Raw genomic sequence first — 13,917 nt, forward strand, 5'->3', positions numbered from 1 at the left:
AACAGCGCGGTGACAGGGCCGTGGCAGTTCCGGGGCCGAACCTGGTGCCCATGGACACTCAGGTTCTGATCATCGGCGCCGGCCCGACCGGCCTCACCCTGGCCCTCGACCTCTCCCGCCGCGGAGTCCCGTTCCGCATCGTCGACGCGGCGTCCGCGCCCTTCGCCGGCTCCCGCGGCAAGGGCCTCCAGCCGCGCAGCATGGAGGTCTTCCACGACCTGGGCGTGATCGAGCCCGTGCTGGCGTCCGGCCGGTTCGACCTGACCATGCGCGCCTACCGGGGCCGCGAGGTGCTGCGCGAGTGGGACGCGCACGAGGGCCGCCACCCCACGGTCGAACGCCCGTACGCCCGCACCATGCTCATCCCGCAGTTCCGGGTCGAGCAGGTCCTGCGGGAAGCCCTCCCCCAGCCCGTCGAGTACGGGATGCCGCTGACGTCGTTCACCCAGGACGACTCCGGCGTGACGGCCGTTGTCGGCTCAGAGACCGTGCGGGCCAAGTACCTCGTCGGCTGCGACGGCGGCAAGTCGTTCGTGCGCAAGGAACTCGGCGTCCCGTTCGTCGGCGAGACCCACGCCGACCTGCGGATGTTCGTCGGCGACGTCCGGGTCTCCGGTCTCGGCCGCGACCACTGGCACCAGTGGGGCAGCCGCGCCGACCGGTGGCTCGCCCTGTGCCCGCTGCCCGGCACGGACCTCTTCCAGTTCCAGGCCACCGGCGACGGTGAGGACGAACCGTCGTTGGCTCTGTACCAGCGGATCGTCCGCGAGCGCACCGGCCTGGACGACGTGATCCTGCACGACGCGACATGGATGTCGTTGCACCGCACCAACATCCGCATGGTGGACAGGTTCCGGACCGGCCGGGTGTTCCTCGCCGGTGACGCCGCGCACGTGCACTCCCCCGCCGGTGCGCAGGGCATGAACACCGGCATCCAGGACGCCTACAACCTCGGCTGGAAGCTGGGGATGGAGACACTGCTCGACACCTACGAGGCCGAGCGCAAGCCCGTCGCCGAGTGGCTGCTCGGCATGACCACCGCGATCATGATGTCCGGCAACCCGTTCGAGCGCCGCGGTGACGAGACGCTGCAGCTCTCGCTGTCGTACCGGACGACGGAAGGCGAGGGGCTGCAGGCGGGTGACCGCATGCCCGACGGGATCACCGAGCAGGGCCGGATCTTCGACCTGCTGCGCGGCCCCGACTTCGTGACGCTCGACTTCCCCGGCGGCCCCGTGCTGGTGCGCCCGGACGGCTACGTCGCCGCGATCGGCCGGTCAGCGATCGACGCGTACTTCGGCGCGAACCCGGTCACGCAGCTGCACCACCGCCGGGTCGCTGCTCGGTCCGCCGCGTAGCCGTTCGGCCTCGTCCAGGGTGTTCCCCGCGCCGGCGGGATCGCCCTGGGCGAGCAGCCAGTCCGCGTACCACTCCAGCACCATGGCACGGGCCGGGCCGTCAGCGCTCCTGTTGACGGTGTCGAGCGCCCGGCCGTGGTGCTCGCCCGCCTCGGCGAGCTGACCGAGGCGGGTCAGCGCCAGTCCCAGTCCGGCGTGGACGGTGGCGCGGAACTGGTTCGCGGGCGAGTCCTCCGTGGCGTCGAGCGCCTGCCGGTACAGCGTGACGGCCTGCTCGAAGTCACCGCGGAAGTACGCCATCTCACCGTAGGCCTGCGTGACCCGGGCCCGGTCCAGGTCGAGCGGGGATGGCGGCACCAGTTCCAGATCCGCACGGGCGCCGGCGAGGTCGCCGATCCTGATCTTGACGCGCGCCGCCTGCATGAGCACGGACATCGGCACCAGCACCGACTCCGGCTCGCCCAGCTCGGCAGCCATCCGTCTCGCCTCGGAGACCGCCTGCAGGCCCTCGGCGAACGCACCCCGGTTGATCAGCACCATGACCAGGCAGGACAGCCCGAACATCACGGCCCACCGGTCTCCCACCTCCCGGAACCCGCGCAGCGCCTCCCGGTACGCGGCCTCCGCCCGCGGCGCGGAGCCCTCGCTGAACTCACCGGCCACCAGCCCGCGGACCAGCGCCGCGAACGCGCGCATCCACGCGTCCGGCGACCGTTCCAGCCGACCGGCCAGCACCTCAAGTCGTTCGGCCAGTGCGGTCTGACCCCAGACCTGACCGCTCGTCAGCATCAACGCGCACAGCGCCGTCGGGAGGTCCTCCTGCCACAACCGCTCCGCCGCGACGACGGCGGCCGGCGTGCCGAGCGAGGCCAGCACCTCCGAGAGCGGATCGTCCGGCGTGAGCGAAGCCCAGCGGCGGATCTCCTCGAACCGCTTGGTCATCACCAGCCAATGCCACGTGCGCGCGGCCATCATGCGCCGCGCGACGGTCGGGTCGTGCCGGACCGCCCAAGCCTGCGCCGCGTCGAGGTTGGACCGTTCCACGTCGAAGACCTTCAACGCGTCCAGCTGCTCCGGGCCTCGCAGCAACGGTTCGTTCCGCTCGGCCAGCTCCACGTAGTAGGCGGCGTGCTTCGCCGGATCGGTTTGGCCCTGCTCCAACGCGTACTCGCGCACGGTCTCCAGCAGCCGGTAGCGCTCGCCCACGCGCACGACCAGCGACTTCTCCACGAGCGCGGCCAGCAGGTCCTCGGTGTCCCAGAGGTCCTGATCTTGTCGGACCTCCTGAGTACGTTGTGATGCAGGGGTTCCCGGCAAGGGGGTACCCCTGCGCGAGCCTGCCCCGCACACGAAATGCACCGCCGCGGCCGTCGCCCCACCGGCGAACACGGCCAGCCGCGCGAGCAACCCACGCTCGGCCTCGTCGAGCAGCTCCCAGCTCCAGTCGATCACCGCCCGCAACGTCCGGTGCCGCGCCGGCCCGGTCCGCGCGCCGCGGTCGAGCAACCGCAGCCGGCTGTCCACCCGCGACTCCAGCTGCGCCGCCGACAGCGACCGGGCCCGTGCCGCCGCGAGCTCCAAAGCGAGCGGAATCCCGTCCAGGGCAGCACAAACCCGCCGCACGACGTCGGGATCGAACGCCGACCCGACCCGCGCGGAGAACAACCGCACGGCGTGATCGAGGTCGAGCGGCGCCACGGGGCACACGACCTCGCCCGGAATCCCGAGCGGCTCGCGTGACGTCGCCAGGACGCGCGCGTCCGGCGCCTCGGCCAGCAGCCGGACGCACAGCGCCGCGGCCGCGTCCACGACATGTTCGCAGTTGTCGAGCACCACCAGCGACGACCCGAGCCGCGAGAACACCGGCGCCGCCAACGGGTTCGGGCCCAGGGCGGCGTCCAGTGCCGCCAGCGGTTCGGCCGCCGAGTCCAGCTCGACGAACCACGCCTGCGGCACCGACGCGGCGTGCGTCAGCGCGAGGCGTGTCTTGCCCACGCCGCCGAACCCGGTCAGCGTCACCAACCGGTTGTCGCGCAACAACGAGGCCAACGCGGCCAAGTCCGCGCCACGCCCGACGAACGATCCGACCGGCGCGGGCAGGTTCCCGCGCGCGACGCGTTCGCGCAGCACCGTCAGGTGGGCGGCCGCCAGCGCCTCACCGGGATCCACGCCCAGCTCGTCGGCCAGAGCCGTGCGAACGCGCGCGAACACCGCCAGCGCGTCCGACCGCCGTCCGGCGGCGTTCAGCGCCAGCATCAACCGGGCCTGCACGTCCTCGCGCAACGGATGCGCTGCCGCCAGCGCCTCCAGGCCCGCGAGGTCGTCGCGCAGCAACGCCAGCCGCACGGCCTCGTCGACCGCGAACGGTGCCTCCTCGAACGCCGCGCCACGCCACAACGCCGCATCACGCGTCCGCGAGAAGGCCTCGACATCGGTCGCCGCCTCCAGCCGGTACCCCGCCGCGTGCGACGAGATCACGGCGGCACCGAGCACCCGCCGCAGCCTCGACACGAGCGACTGCAACGCCGCGGCACCGTCGACCGGTGGCTCGTCCGGCCACAGGTCGGCGATCAGCCGGTCCGGCGCGACGACGGTGCCAGGTTCCATCGCCAGCCGGATCAGCAGCCACCGCAGCCGCTTCCCGCGCACCTCGACCGGTGCGCCGTCCGCGGCCACGACCTGCAGCGGCCCGAGCACGTTGACCCGCATCAGGCCCGCCGGACCCCGGCCACCACCGCGGCCGCCACGAGCGCGACGCCGACCGCCGCCGTCCCCAGCAGGGACAGCGACACCCTGTTGTGCCCCAGCGCGTCCAGCACCCACCCGAGCGGGGTGATCCGCCCCAGCGGGTACGTCAGCACCACCACCGAGAACACCGCCAGCACAGTGCGCCCGATGGAGTCGAGGACAGGGCGGGCGAACAGCAGGCCCACCCCGACGCCGAGCAACGCACACCCAGTATGCGCGGCGAGTCCGACAAAAAATTCGCCTGCCGTGTACGGGTGGGGGTTCGTCACCACCGGCCACACCGCCGCCAGCACCGCCATGGCCATCGCGAACAACACCGCGACCAGCGCCGCGGCCGTCAGCACCCGCGGCCAGCCTCCGGCGTTCACCACGGTGATCTCGCGTCGCACCACGTCCTCGGACGTCGCCACCACGACGGCCATCCACGCCGCGATCGGGTAGAGCAACGCCGACGAACCCGAATACGCCTCCAGTGGCTGCCCGGCGTCGCTGGAGAACAACATCCCCATCACCCCGAGGAACACCAGCAGCGGCGCCAGATACCGTTGCCCGCGCAGGACATCGGCCGCGAGGTACCGGACGAGGGCGATCACCGCACACTCCGCACCGAGCAGCCGAGGCGCAAGGCCTCCGCCAGCACCTGATCGCTCTGCTCCGGCGCCACGACCACCCGCACCGACGACCCGCGCGCCTGCACCGACCGCACGCCTTCCAGCGCCTCCAGCGCATCGGGCGCCGCGACCCGGCTGAGCTCGATCGTCACGTGCCCGCCGGAGAGGTCCACGCGCGTCGCCGACGCGAGGTGTCCCTCGTGGTCGGACACCAGCGCCGTCCGCCCCTCCAGCAACGCCACCAGTTCGGCGGACGCCGAGGGGTCGAGCCCGGACCACGGCTCGTCGAGCACCAGCACGCCGGAAGCCGCCAAAGCCTGCGCCAGCGCGACCTTCTGCGTGTTGCCCTTGGACAGCTCGGACATCGGCGCGGTCAGCGAACCGGCGAATCCCAGTCGTTCCAGCACATCGCCGGCCTCAGCGCCGCGAACGCGCCCCATGTGCGCGAGGTAGGACGAAGCGGACATCTTGACGTCCGAAGGGAACCGCTCGGGCACGTAGCCGACCGAGGCAGGCCGCTCGACACGGCCGGACGTCGGCTTCAGGACCCCGGCGGCGATCTTGAGCAACGTCGACTTGCCGGTGCCGTTCGCGCCGGTCAGCACGGTCAGGCCGGAGACCTCCAGCGTGAGGTCGCGCAGCACCCAGGGCCCGCGGCCGTACCGCTTCGAAACACGATCCAGGAGCACCACGCCAAGATAACCACCCATGACGTCGCTTCCGCTCGCTTTGGCGTCCATCTGGCTCGGCGGGCCGCGACAGAGGTTCGCCGGACGGTCTCCCGGCGAGTACCGCACCGGGATCGTGACTTAGGGCAACCTGGGTTGAACCGGCTTACAGGACAAGCGTACTGTTTGGGGTCGAGGGGCAGGGGCCGACCCGGTGAGGAAGACTCTCCCCCATCCCGAACTGACCACCGCGCTGTCACCAGTTATGGAGTTGCACGTGACTGCACCAGCTAGCAAGGACAGCTTCGGCGCCCGCGGCACGCTCAACGTCGGCGACGCCTCTTACGAGGTGTTCCGGCTGAGCGCCGTGGAGGGCGCCGAGCGTCTTCCGTTCAGCCTGAAGATCCTGCTGGAGAACCTGCTGCGGACCGAGGACGGCGCGAACATCACCGCCGACCACGTGCGCGCTCTCGCCAACTGGGACCCGGCCGCCGAGCCGAACACCGAGATCCAGTTCACGCCTGCCCGCGTCGTGATGCAGGACTTCACCGGTGTGCCCTGCGTCGTCGACCTCGCCACCATGCGCGAGGCCGTCACCCAGCTCGGCGGCGACGCCGAGAAGGTCAACCCGCTCGCGCCCGCCGAGCTCGTGATCGACCACTCGGTCATCGCCGACATCTTCGGCCGCCCGGACGCGTTCGAGCTGAACGTCGACCTGGAGTACGAGCGCAACCGCGAGCGCTACCAGTTCCTGCGCTGGGGCCAGACCGCGTTCGACGAGTTCAAGGTCGTCCCGCCCGGCACCGGCATCGTGCACCAGGTCAACATCGAGCACCTGGCCCGCGTCGTCATGGTCCGCAACGGCCAGGCATACCCGGACACGCTCGTCGGCACCGACTCGCACACCACGATGGTCAACGGCATCGGCGTGCTGGGCTGGGGCGTCGGCGGCATCGAGGCCGAGGCCGCGATGCTCGGCCAGCCGGTCTCCATGCTGATCCCGCGGGTCGTGGGCTTCAAGCTCTCCGGTGAGCTGCCCCCCGGCGCCACCGCGACCGACCTCGTGCTCACGATCACCGAGATGCTGCGCAAGCAGGGCGTCGTCGGCAAGTTCGTCGAGTTCTACGGCGAGGGCGTCAGCGCCGTGCCGCTCGCGAACCGCGCCACCATCGGCAACATGTCGCCGGAGTTCGGCTCCACGGTCGGCATCTTCCCGATCGACGGCGAGACCATCGACTACCTGCGCCTGACCGGCCGCACCGAGGAGCAGATCGCGCTCGTCGAGGCCTACGCCAAGGAGCAGGGCCTCTGGCACGACGCGTCCCGCGAGCCGGTGTTCTCCGAGACGCTGGAGCTCGACCTGGCGACGGTCGTCCCGTCCATCGCCGGCCCGAAGCGCCCGCAGGACCGCATCGAGCTGACGAACGCCAAGGAGTCGTTCCGCCAGGCCCTGGGTGCCTACGTCGCGCACACCGAGTCCCCGGAGCTGTCCGGCGTGGACGAGGCCGTCGACGAGACGTTCCCGGCCAGCGACCCGATCGCCATCCACGAGGGCCAGAACGGCTCCGGCGCGCCCAAGGTCTTCCAGTCCGCCGCCGAGGGTGCCACCGGCCGGGTCTCGAAGCCCGTCAAGGTCACCCTCGACGGCAACGAGTTCGAGCTGGACCACGGCGCCGTCGCGATCGCCGCGATCACGTCGTGCACCAACACCTCGAACCCGTCCGTGATGCTCGGCGCGGCCCTGCTCGCGAAGAAGGCCGTCGAGCGCGGCCTCGAGCGCAAGCCGTGGGTCAAGACGACCCTGGCGCCGGGCTCGAAGGTCGTCATGGACTACTACGAGCGCGCCGGCCTCATGCCGTACCTGGAGAAGCTCGGCTTCCACCTGGTCGGCTACGGCTGCACCACCTGCATCGGCAACTCGGGCCCGCTGCAGGACGAGATCTCGGCGGGCGTGCAGGAAGGCGACCTCGCGGTCGTCTCGGTGCTGTCCGGCAACCGCAACTTCGAGGGCCGGATCAACCCGGACATCAAGATGAACTACCTCGCGTCGCCGCCGCTGGTCGTGGCGTACGCGCTGGCCGGTTCGATGGACAAGGACATCACCACCGAGCCGCTCGCGTACGACCCCGAGGGCAAGCCGGTGTACCTGTCGGAGATCTGGCCGACCCCGGCCGAGATCGCCGAGGTCATCTCGACCTCGATCTCCGCGGAGGGCTTCACCAAGGGCTACCAGAACGTGTTCTCCGGTGACGAGCGCTGGCAGTCGCTGCCCACGCCGACCGGCAACACGTTCGAGTGGGACTCCGAGTCCACCTACGTGCGCAAGCCCCCGTACTTCGAGGGCATGGAGATGGAGCCGAAGCCGGTCACCGACATCTCGGGTGCCCGCGTGCTGGCGCTGCTGGGCGACTCGGTCACCACGGACCACATCTCCCCCGCCGGTTCGATCAAGGCCGACTCGCCCGCGGGCAAGTACCTGACCGAGCACGGCGTGGAGCGCAAGGACTTCAACTCCTACGGCTCCCGCCGCGGCAACCACGAGGTGATGATCCGCGGCACGTTCGCGAACATCCGCCTGCGCAACCTGCTGCTCGACGACGTCCAGGGCGGCTTCACCCGCGACTTCCTGGCCGACGGCGCCCCGCAGACCACCATCTACGACGCGTCCGTGTCGTACGCGGAGGCCGGCGTGCCGCTGGTCGTGCTGGCGGGCAAGGAGTACGGCTCCGGTTCGTCGCGCGACTGGGCGGCCAAGGGCACCTCGCTGCTCGGCGTCCGCGCCGTCATCGCCGAGTCCTACGAGCGCATCCACCGCTCGAACCTCATCGGCATGGGCGTGCTGCCGCTGCAGTTCCCGGCGGGCGACACCGCGTCGTCGCTGGGCCTCGACGGCACCGAGACGTTCGACTTCAGCGGCGTCACGGAGCTGAACAACGGCACCACGCCGTCGACGGTGCACGTCGCCGCCACCAAGGCCGACGGCTCGAAGGTCGAGTTCGACGCGGTCGTCCGCATCGACACGCCCGGTGAGGCCGACTACTACCGCAACGGCGGCATCATGCAGTACGTGCTGCGCAAGATGGTCCGCAGCTAGTCCCCGTCGTACCGAAAGGGCCGTCCACCACCCGGTGGGCGGCCCTTTCGCCGTCAATGCACCCGTAACGGTGAGCGTGCACCCCGCGATGCCAAGGCACCCTGATCACCGCGGGAGACCCCTCATGAGCCTGACCGTGCTCGGCGACCTCAACTGGTGGGCCGTCGTCGTCGCCACGATCGCGTACTTCGCGCTGAGCTTGGTCTGGTACGCGGACTACGCCTTCGGCAGGGCCTGGCAACGCGCGGCCGGCTGGGACCTGAGCCCGCCCGAGAAGATCGGAGTGGGCGTCTACGCCATCCCGCTGGTCACGTGCTTCGTCATCACCCTCGCCACCGCGATGATCGGCCACGCCTCCCGCACCGACGACATCATGGAAGGCATCCTGCTGGGGCTCGTCGTCGGGCTCGGCATAGCGCTGCCGATCAGGCTCATGACCGGGGCCTACGACATGACGAAGCCCGCCCCGGTCACCTTCGCGGCCATCGGGGCGGGCTATCACATCGTCGGACTCACGCTCGCGGGCGCGATCCTCGGTCTGTGGATCTAGAGCGCGTTCAGCCGAGCCCTGACCTTGGCGGCGATGTCCAGCCGGAACTGCTCCTCGTACATGGCGACCGAACCTTGCCAGGCCGCGCGGGCCTCGTCGCTGTTGCCGAGCGCCGCGTGCGCCTGGCCGATCAGGTCGAGGGTGTTGGGCTCACTCCACGCGTCACCGCCGACGTGACGGTGCCAGGCCAGCGCCTGCTCGTGGTGCTCCAGTGCCTCCCGGTACCGGCCGGTGGCCTGAGCGAGCTGACCAAGACTGTTGTGCGCCACCGCTTCTCCGGCCCTGTTGCCGAGTTCGCGATGCATGGCGAGAGCGCGCAGTGCCATGGGCAGCGCCGCGTCGTGGTGGCCGGCCAGAACATGTAGCCAGCTCGTCATGCCGAGAGCGTCGGCCTCGCAAAGACTGTCTCCCAACTCGGCGAACGACCGCACGGCTCGCTCACCGTGCTCCACCGCCTCGGCGAGACCGCCCTCGATCTCCAGCAACATGGCCAGTGCCATGCAGGCCTGTCCCTGTGCGAACAGGTCGTTCGCCAACTCCAGCGCACGCCGCAGCCGGGCCGTCGCAGCAGGGTAGTCGCCCGTCTGGGTATGTGCGTTCCCGAGCATTCTCAGGGCCTTGGCCTGCGCGTCCACGTCCCCCAGCCGTTCGGCGGCGGCAAGGCCGCGTTCCCACGACGTCACCTGGTCCCGCAGATGCCCACGACGGTAGTGAAACGAGGTCAACAGGTGTGCGAGCTGCCCTACCCGCGAGTACCAGCCCAGAGCGAGGGCGGTTCGCTGCGTTTCCAGCAGGCATCGATGTTCCGCGTCGAGCCATGACAGCGCTGCGACGTCATCAGGAGGACTCAGCGGCGCGCAACCGGGCTCGGGTTCGCCGAGCACCACCTGTCGCCGGTGCGAATAGACGCGGTGGTCGGCGGCATGGGCGGTGTGCAGGTAGAAGTCGGTGAGGCGGCGCAGTCCCCGCTCGTGGTCCACTGCTTGTTCGGCGGCATAGCTGCGTACCAGGTCGTGCATCCGATAGCGGCGCGGCACGTGTTCGTGCACCAGATGCGCGTCTTCCAGCTCTCGCAACACTTCACGCACCTGCGGTGCGGGCAGACCGACAAGACTGACGGCGGCGTCGAAGCCGATGTCCAGGCCGGGTGCGTGGCCGAGCAAACCGAACAAGGTGGACGCACGGTCCGAGAGCAGTCTGCAGGACCAGGACAACACCGAACGCAGCCCGTCCAGCCGGTCCTCGCGGAGCTCCTCCGCGAGGACGGACAACGGGAAGTTCCCGTGCTGCCGCGCCCGTGCGGCCACCGTCGCCAGCGCCAGCGGCAACCCTCCGCACCAGCTCACCAACTCGTCCACCGCGTCGCCGTGGCGTCCGATCCGGTTCTCCCCGAGCCTGCCGGTCAGGACCGCACGGGAGTCCTCTTCGGACAGCACGTCCAGACCCACCGGCTCCGCACTGTGGTTCGCCACCAGTCCGCGCAGAAAACGACGGCTGGTCACCAGCACGGTGCAGGACGGGCTGCCCGGCAGCAGTGGCTCGACCTGTGCCTCCTCGGCCGCGTTGTCGAGCACCACGAGCATGCGCCTGCCCGCCACCAGACTGCGGTACAGGGCGGCCTGGGCAGGCAGGCTCACCGGGATCGCACCGGGTGCGACCCCGAGCGCGTCCAGGAACGACCGGACCGCCACCGCCGGCGGCAACGGTCTGCCGCCGGGCGCGAAACCCTGCAGGTCGACGTGCAGCCTGCCGTCCGGGAACGCGTCCAGCCGCGAGTGCGCCCATCGCAGCGCGAGCCAGGTCTTGCCGACCCCGCCCGCACCGCCGATCACCGCCGCGCCGCCCAGCACCCGGTCCAGCAGCGCCAGTTCGGCGGTCCTGCCGACGAAGTGGCGCGGTGCGGCGGGGAGCTGCTTGGGCACCGGCCGCGACTGTCCGGGCAGATGCACCGACCCGATGGACCCCGCCTGCACGACGGCGCCGATCTTCGCCGCCGTGACCTCGTTGCGCGTCTCGTCCATCGCCACCACCCCACCACTGAGGGTAGCGGCTCGTTCGGCTTCTTACGAACGCTAGGCGCGTGCCGCCTTGTGCAGCTCACGCAACGCGCGCACGGACGAAACGGCGTAATCACGGTCCACGGCCTGCACGGCCATCACCGAGATGTACTCGTCGTCCGGCAGCTCCAGCCGGGCCCACGCGGCACCGTCCGGGAAGCTGACCGACAGCACGTCGTTCCAGTCGTAGTGATGTGACGTCACGACGTTGCGCACGTCGACACCCGACGCATCGGCCGTGACGCGCGGACGGGTCAGCAGCAGCACACCGCCCGCGAGCAGGAAGCCCAGCAGGATCATGGCGATCTGGTCGGAGGTCCGGAAGATCACGCCGGTCGGTGTGTTGCCCAGCAGCAGCCCCACCACCGTGAACACCACGACCAGACCGACCGCGCACGCCCACGCGACGCGGCGGATCTTCTTGGGACGCAGGACGAGCGTTTCCGCCGTCATCATTCGAAACCCCGCTCGGTCCAGGGCTGGCGCAGGCCGCGCAGCACCAGTGCCGTGTCGATCGCGGCGACGGTCGCCTCGTATCCCTTGTCCTCCACCGAGTCCGGCAGGCCGGCCCGGGCCAGCGCCTGCTCCTCGGTGTCGGTCGTCAGCACGCCGTTCCCGACGGGCGTGGACTCGTCGAGCGCGACGCGCGTGAGCCCGTCCGTCACCGAGTCGCACACGTACTCGAAGTGCGGGGTGCCGCCGCGGATGACCACGCCCAGCGCGACCACCGCGTCGTGGTGGCGCGCCAGTTCCTGCACCACGACGGGAAGCTCGATCGCCCCCGCCACGCGCACGACCGTCGTGTCGGCGCAGCCCGCGTCTTCAGCGGCCTTCAACGCACGCTCGACGAGCTGGTCGGTGATCTTGGTGTGCCAGCGCGTCGCCGCGATCGCGACGCTCAGGCCCTTGCCGTCGAGCCTGGTCTGGTCTGGACGGCCCTCGCCGCTCATTCCTGGTCCTCCGTAGCGGAAACAACGGTCTCGTACTGCTCCAGCTGGTGCAGTTCGTGACCCATCCGGTCGCGCTTGGTGCGCAGGTACCGCAGGTTCTCCGGGTTCGGGGAGACCGGCAGCGGCACCCGGTCGAGCACCCGGAGACCGTATCCGGCCTCCAGTCCGACGCGCTTGGCCGGGTTGTTCGTCAGCAGCCGCATGGACTTGATGCCGAGTTCCACGAGGATCTGCGCGCCCGTGCCATAGTCGCGTGCGTCGGCGGGCAGGCCCTGCACCAGGTTCGCGTCCACCGTGTCGGCGCCCTCGTCCTGCAACTGGTACGCCTGCAGCTTGTGCATCAGGCCGATGCCACGGCCCTCGTGACCACGCATGTACAGCACGACGCCACGTCCTTGTGCCGCAACGGCTTCCATCGCCGCGTCGAGCTGCGGGCCGCAGTCGCAGCGCAACGAGCCCAGGACGTCGCCGGTGAGGCACTCGGAGTGCACGCGCACCAGCACGTCCTCGCCGTCGCCGATCTCGCCGTACACCAGGGCGACGTGCTCGATGCCGTCGAGCAGGCTGTCGTAGCCGAACGCCGTGAACACACCGTGCGCGGTCGGGATGCGGGCCTCGGCGGCGCGCACGACCTGGGTCTCGACCCGGCGGCGGTACGCGATGAGGTCGGCGATCGTGATGATCGCGAGGTCGTGGTCCGCGGCGAAGACCTCCAGCTCGTCGCGGCGGGCCATGTCGCCCTCGTCCTTCTGCGACACGATCTCGCAGAGCACGCCCGCGGGCGACAACCCGGCCATCCGCGCCAGGTCGACGGCGGCCTCGGTGTGCCCGGGACGGCGCAGCACGCCACCGGCCTTGGCCCGCAACGGCACGACGTGGCCCGGCCGGTTGAAGTCGCTGGCCTTCGCGGTCGGGTCCGCGAGCAGCCGGATCGTGCGGGCGCGGTCCGCGGCCGAGATGCCGGTGCTGACGCCCTCGCGCGCGTCGACCGTGACGGTGTAGGCGGTGCCGCGGACGTCCTGGTTCGTGTGGAACATCGGCGGCAGGTCGAGGCGGTCGCAGTCGGCCTCGGTCAGCGGCACGCAGATGTAACCGGACGTGTAGCGGACCATGAACGCGAGCAGCTCGGGCGTCGCCTTCTCGGCGGCGAAGATCAGGTCGCCCTCGTTCTCACGGTCCTCGTCGTCCACGACGACCACAGGACGACCGGCGGCGATGTCTCTGATCGCACGCTCGATCTCAGCGAAGTCGGTGCTCACTGGGCCTCCTCGCCCGCGATGGCCCGCAGGTGCGGGATCGCCAGTCGTTCGACGTACTTCGCCAGCACGTCGACCTCCAGGTTCACCGGGTCGCCCGGAATGCGGTGCCCGAGCGTGGTGAGTTCGAGGGTCGTCGGGATCAGGCTCACGGTGAACTGGTCCTCGGAGACGGTCACGACCGTCAGCGAGACCCCGTCGACCGTGATGGAGCCCTTCTCCACGACGTAACGGGAAAGGCTCGGCGGGAGTCCGATGTGGACGATCTCCCAGTGCTCCGCCTTCTCCCGCGCGAGAATCGTGCCCGTGCCGTCGACGTGGCCCTGCACGATGTGGCCACCGAGGCGCTGGCCGACCGCGGCCGCGCGCTCCAGGTTGACCCGGTCGCCCGCGGCGACCTTCGCGAGGCTGCTGCGCCTGAGGGTCTCGCGCATCACGTCCGCGGTGAAGCTGTCGTTCTCGACTTCCACGACGGTGAGGCAGACGCCGTTCACCGCGATGGAGTCGCCGTGCTTCGCGTCGCTGGTCACGATCGGCCCGGCGATGCGGATCCGTGCCGCGTCGGGCAGGTCCTCAATCGCCTCGACGTGGCCGAGTTCCTCGACGATCCCGGTGAACACCGCTC

General features: G+C 70.5%; 11 protein-coding genes. 3 read left to right on the forward strand and 8 right to left on the reverse strand.

The genetic code is table 11. The features are described from left to right. The first annotated feature begins 50 nt into the window (after nucleotides 1-50). Nucleotides 51-1,358 carry an FAD-dependent monooxygenase gene (locus BLR21_RS12210; RefSeq protein ID WP_090006062.1) on the forward strand — a complete coding sequence of 436 codons (1,308 nt, stop codon included), beginning with the start codon at nucleotides 51-53 and terminating at the stop codon, nucleotides 1,356-1,358. Here BLR21_RS12210 and BLR21_RS12215 read toward each other — a convergent pair. Genes BLR21_RS12215 through BLR21_RS12225 form a run of 3 tightly spaced genes read right to left on the reverse strand, consistent with a single transcriptional unit; the run spans nucleotide 1,278 to nucleotide 5,406 of the window. After that, a complete protein-coding gene (locus BLR21_RS12215) occupies nucleotides 1,278-4,067 on the reverse strand; it encodes an AfsR/SARP family transcriptional regulator (protein ID WP_090005935.1) in 2,790 nt (929 codons plus the stop codon). The genes BLR21_RS12210 and BLR21_RS12215 overlap by 81 nt on opposite strands. After that, on the reverse strand, nucleotides 4,067-4,699 hold the full coding sequence (locus tag BLR21_RS12220) for a hypothetical protein (RefSeq protein WP_090005936.1): 633 nt from the start codon (nucleotides 4,697-4,699) through the stop codon (nucleotides 4,067-4,069). Before BLR21_RS12220 ends, BLR21_RS12215 begins: the two co-directional genes overlap by 1 nt. Next, nucleotides 4,696-5,406, reverse strand: coding sequence for an ATP-binding cassette domain-containing protein (locus BLR21_RS12225; RefSeq protein WP_090006063.1), 711 nt, complete (start codon nucleotides 5,404-5,406; stop codon nucleotides 4,696-4,698). The genes BLR21_RS12220 and BLR21_RS12225 overlap by 4 nt, the downstream gene beginning before the upstream one ends. Before the next feature lie 256 nt (nucleotides 5,407-5,662). Between BLR21_RS12225 and BLR21_RS12230 the strand changes: the two genes are divergently transcribed. Beyond that, complete coding sequence (locus tag BLR21_RS12230) at nucleotides 5,663-8,479, forward strand: aconitate hydratase (RefSeq protein WP_276526489.1); 2,817 nt, start codon at nucleotides 5,663-5,665, stop codon at nucleotides 8,477-8,479. Between the two features lie 124 nt (nucleotides 8,480-8,603). Further along, nucleotides 8,604-9,029 carry a DUF1761 domain-containing protein gene (locus BLR21_RS12235; RefSeq protein ID WP_176929601.1) on the forward strand — a complete coding sequence of 142 codons (426 nt, stop codon included), beginning with the start codon at nucleotides 8,604-8,606 and terminating at the stop codon, nucleotides 9,027-9,029. Here BLR21_RS12235 and BLR21_RS12240 read toward each other — a convergent pair. Genes BLR21_RS12240 through BLR21_RS12260 form a run of 5 tightly spaced genes read right to left on the reverse strand, consistent with a single transcriptional unit; the run spans nucleotide 9,026 to nucleotide 13,912 of the window. Beyond that, complete coding sequence (locus BLR21_RS12240; RefSeq protein ID WP_143027693.1) at nucleotides 9,026-11,050, reverse strand: ATP-binding protein; 2,025 nt, start codon at nucleotides 11,048-11,050, stop codon at nucleotides 9,026-9,028. The two genes, BLR21_RS12235 and BLR21_RS12240, sit on opposite strands and share 4 nt — an antisense overlap. A 51-nt stretch (nucleotides 11,051-11,101) precedes the next feature. After that, the gene (locus tag BLR21_RS12245) at nucleotides 11,102-11,539 is read right to left on the reverse strand and encodes a PH domain-containing protein (protein WP_090005940.1); all 438 of its coding nucleotides are present in this window, start codon (nucleotides 11,537-11,539) and stop codon (nucleotides 11,102-11,104) included. Continuing rightward, entirely contained in the window at nucleotides 11,539-12,036 is a 498-nt protein-coding gene (gene ribH, locus BLR21_RS12250) for a 6,7-dimethyl-8-ribityllumazine synthase (RefSeq protein ID WP_030481873.1), read from the reverse strand. Before ribH ends, BLR21_RS12245 begins: the two co-directional genes overlap by 1 nt. After that, the gene (locus tag BLR21_RS12255; protein WP_090005941.1) at nucleotides 12,033-13,295 is read right to left on the reverse strand and encodes a bifunctional 3,4-dihydroxy-2-butanone-4-phosphate synthase/GTP cyclohydrolase II; all 1,263 of its coding nucleotides are present in this window, start codon (nucleotides 13,293-13,295) and stop codon (nucleotides 12,033-12,035) included. The genes ribH and BLR21_RS12255 overlap by 4 nt, the downstream gene beginning before the upstream one ends. Further along, on the reverse strand, nucleotides 13,292-13,912 hold the full coding sequence (locus BLR21_RS12260; RefSeq protein WP_090005942.1) for a riboflavin synthase: 621 nt from the start codon (nucleotides 13,910-13,912) through the stop codon (nucleotides 13,292-13,294). The genes BLR21_RS12255 and BLR21_RS12260 overlap by 4 nt, the downstream gene beginning before the upstream one ends. Nucleotides 13,913-13,917: the final 5 nt, after the last annotated feature.

It is taken from the genome of Lentzea albidocapillata subsp. violacea, assembly GCF_900100275.1.
In the GTDB taxonomy this organism is placed as follows: Bacteria; Actinomycetota; Actinomycetes; order Mycobacteriales; family Pseudonocardiaceae; genus Lentzea; species Lentzea violacea.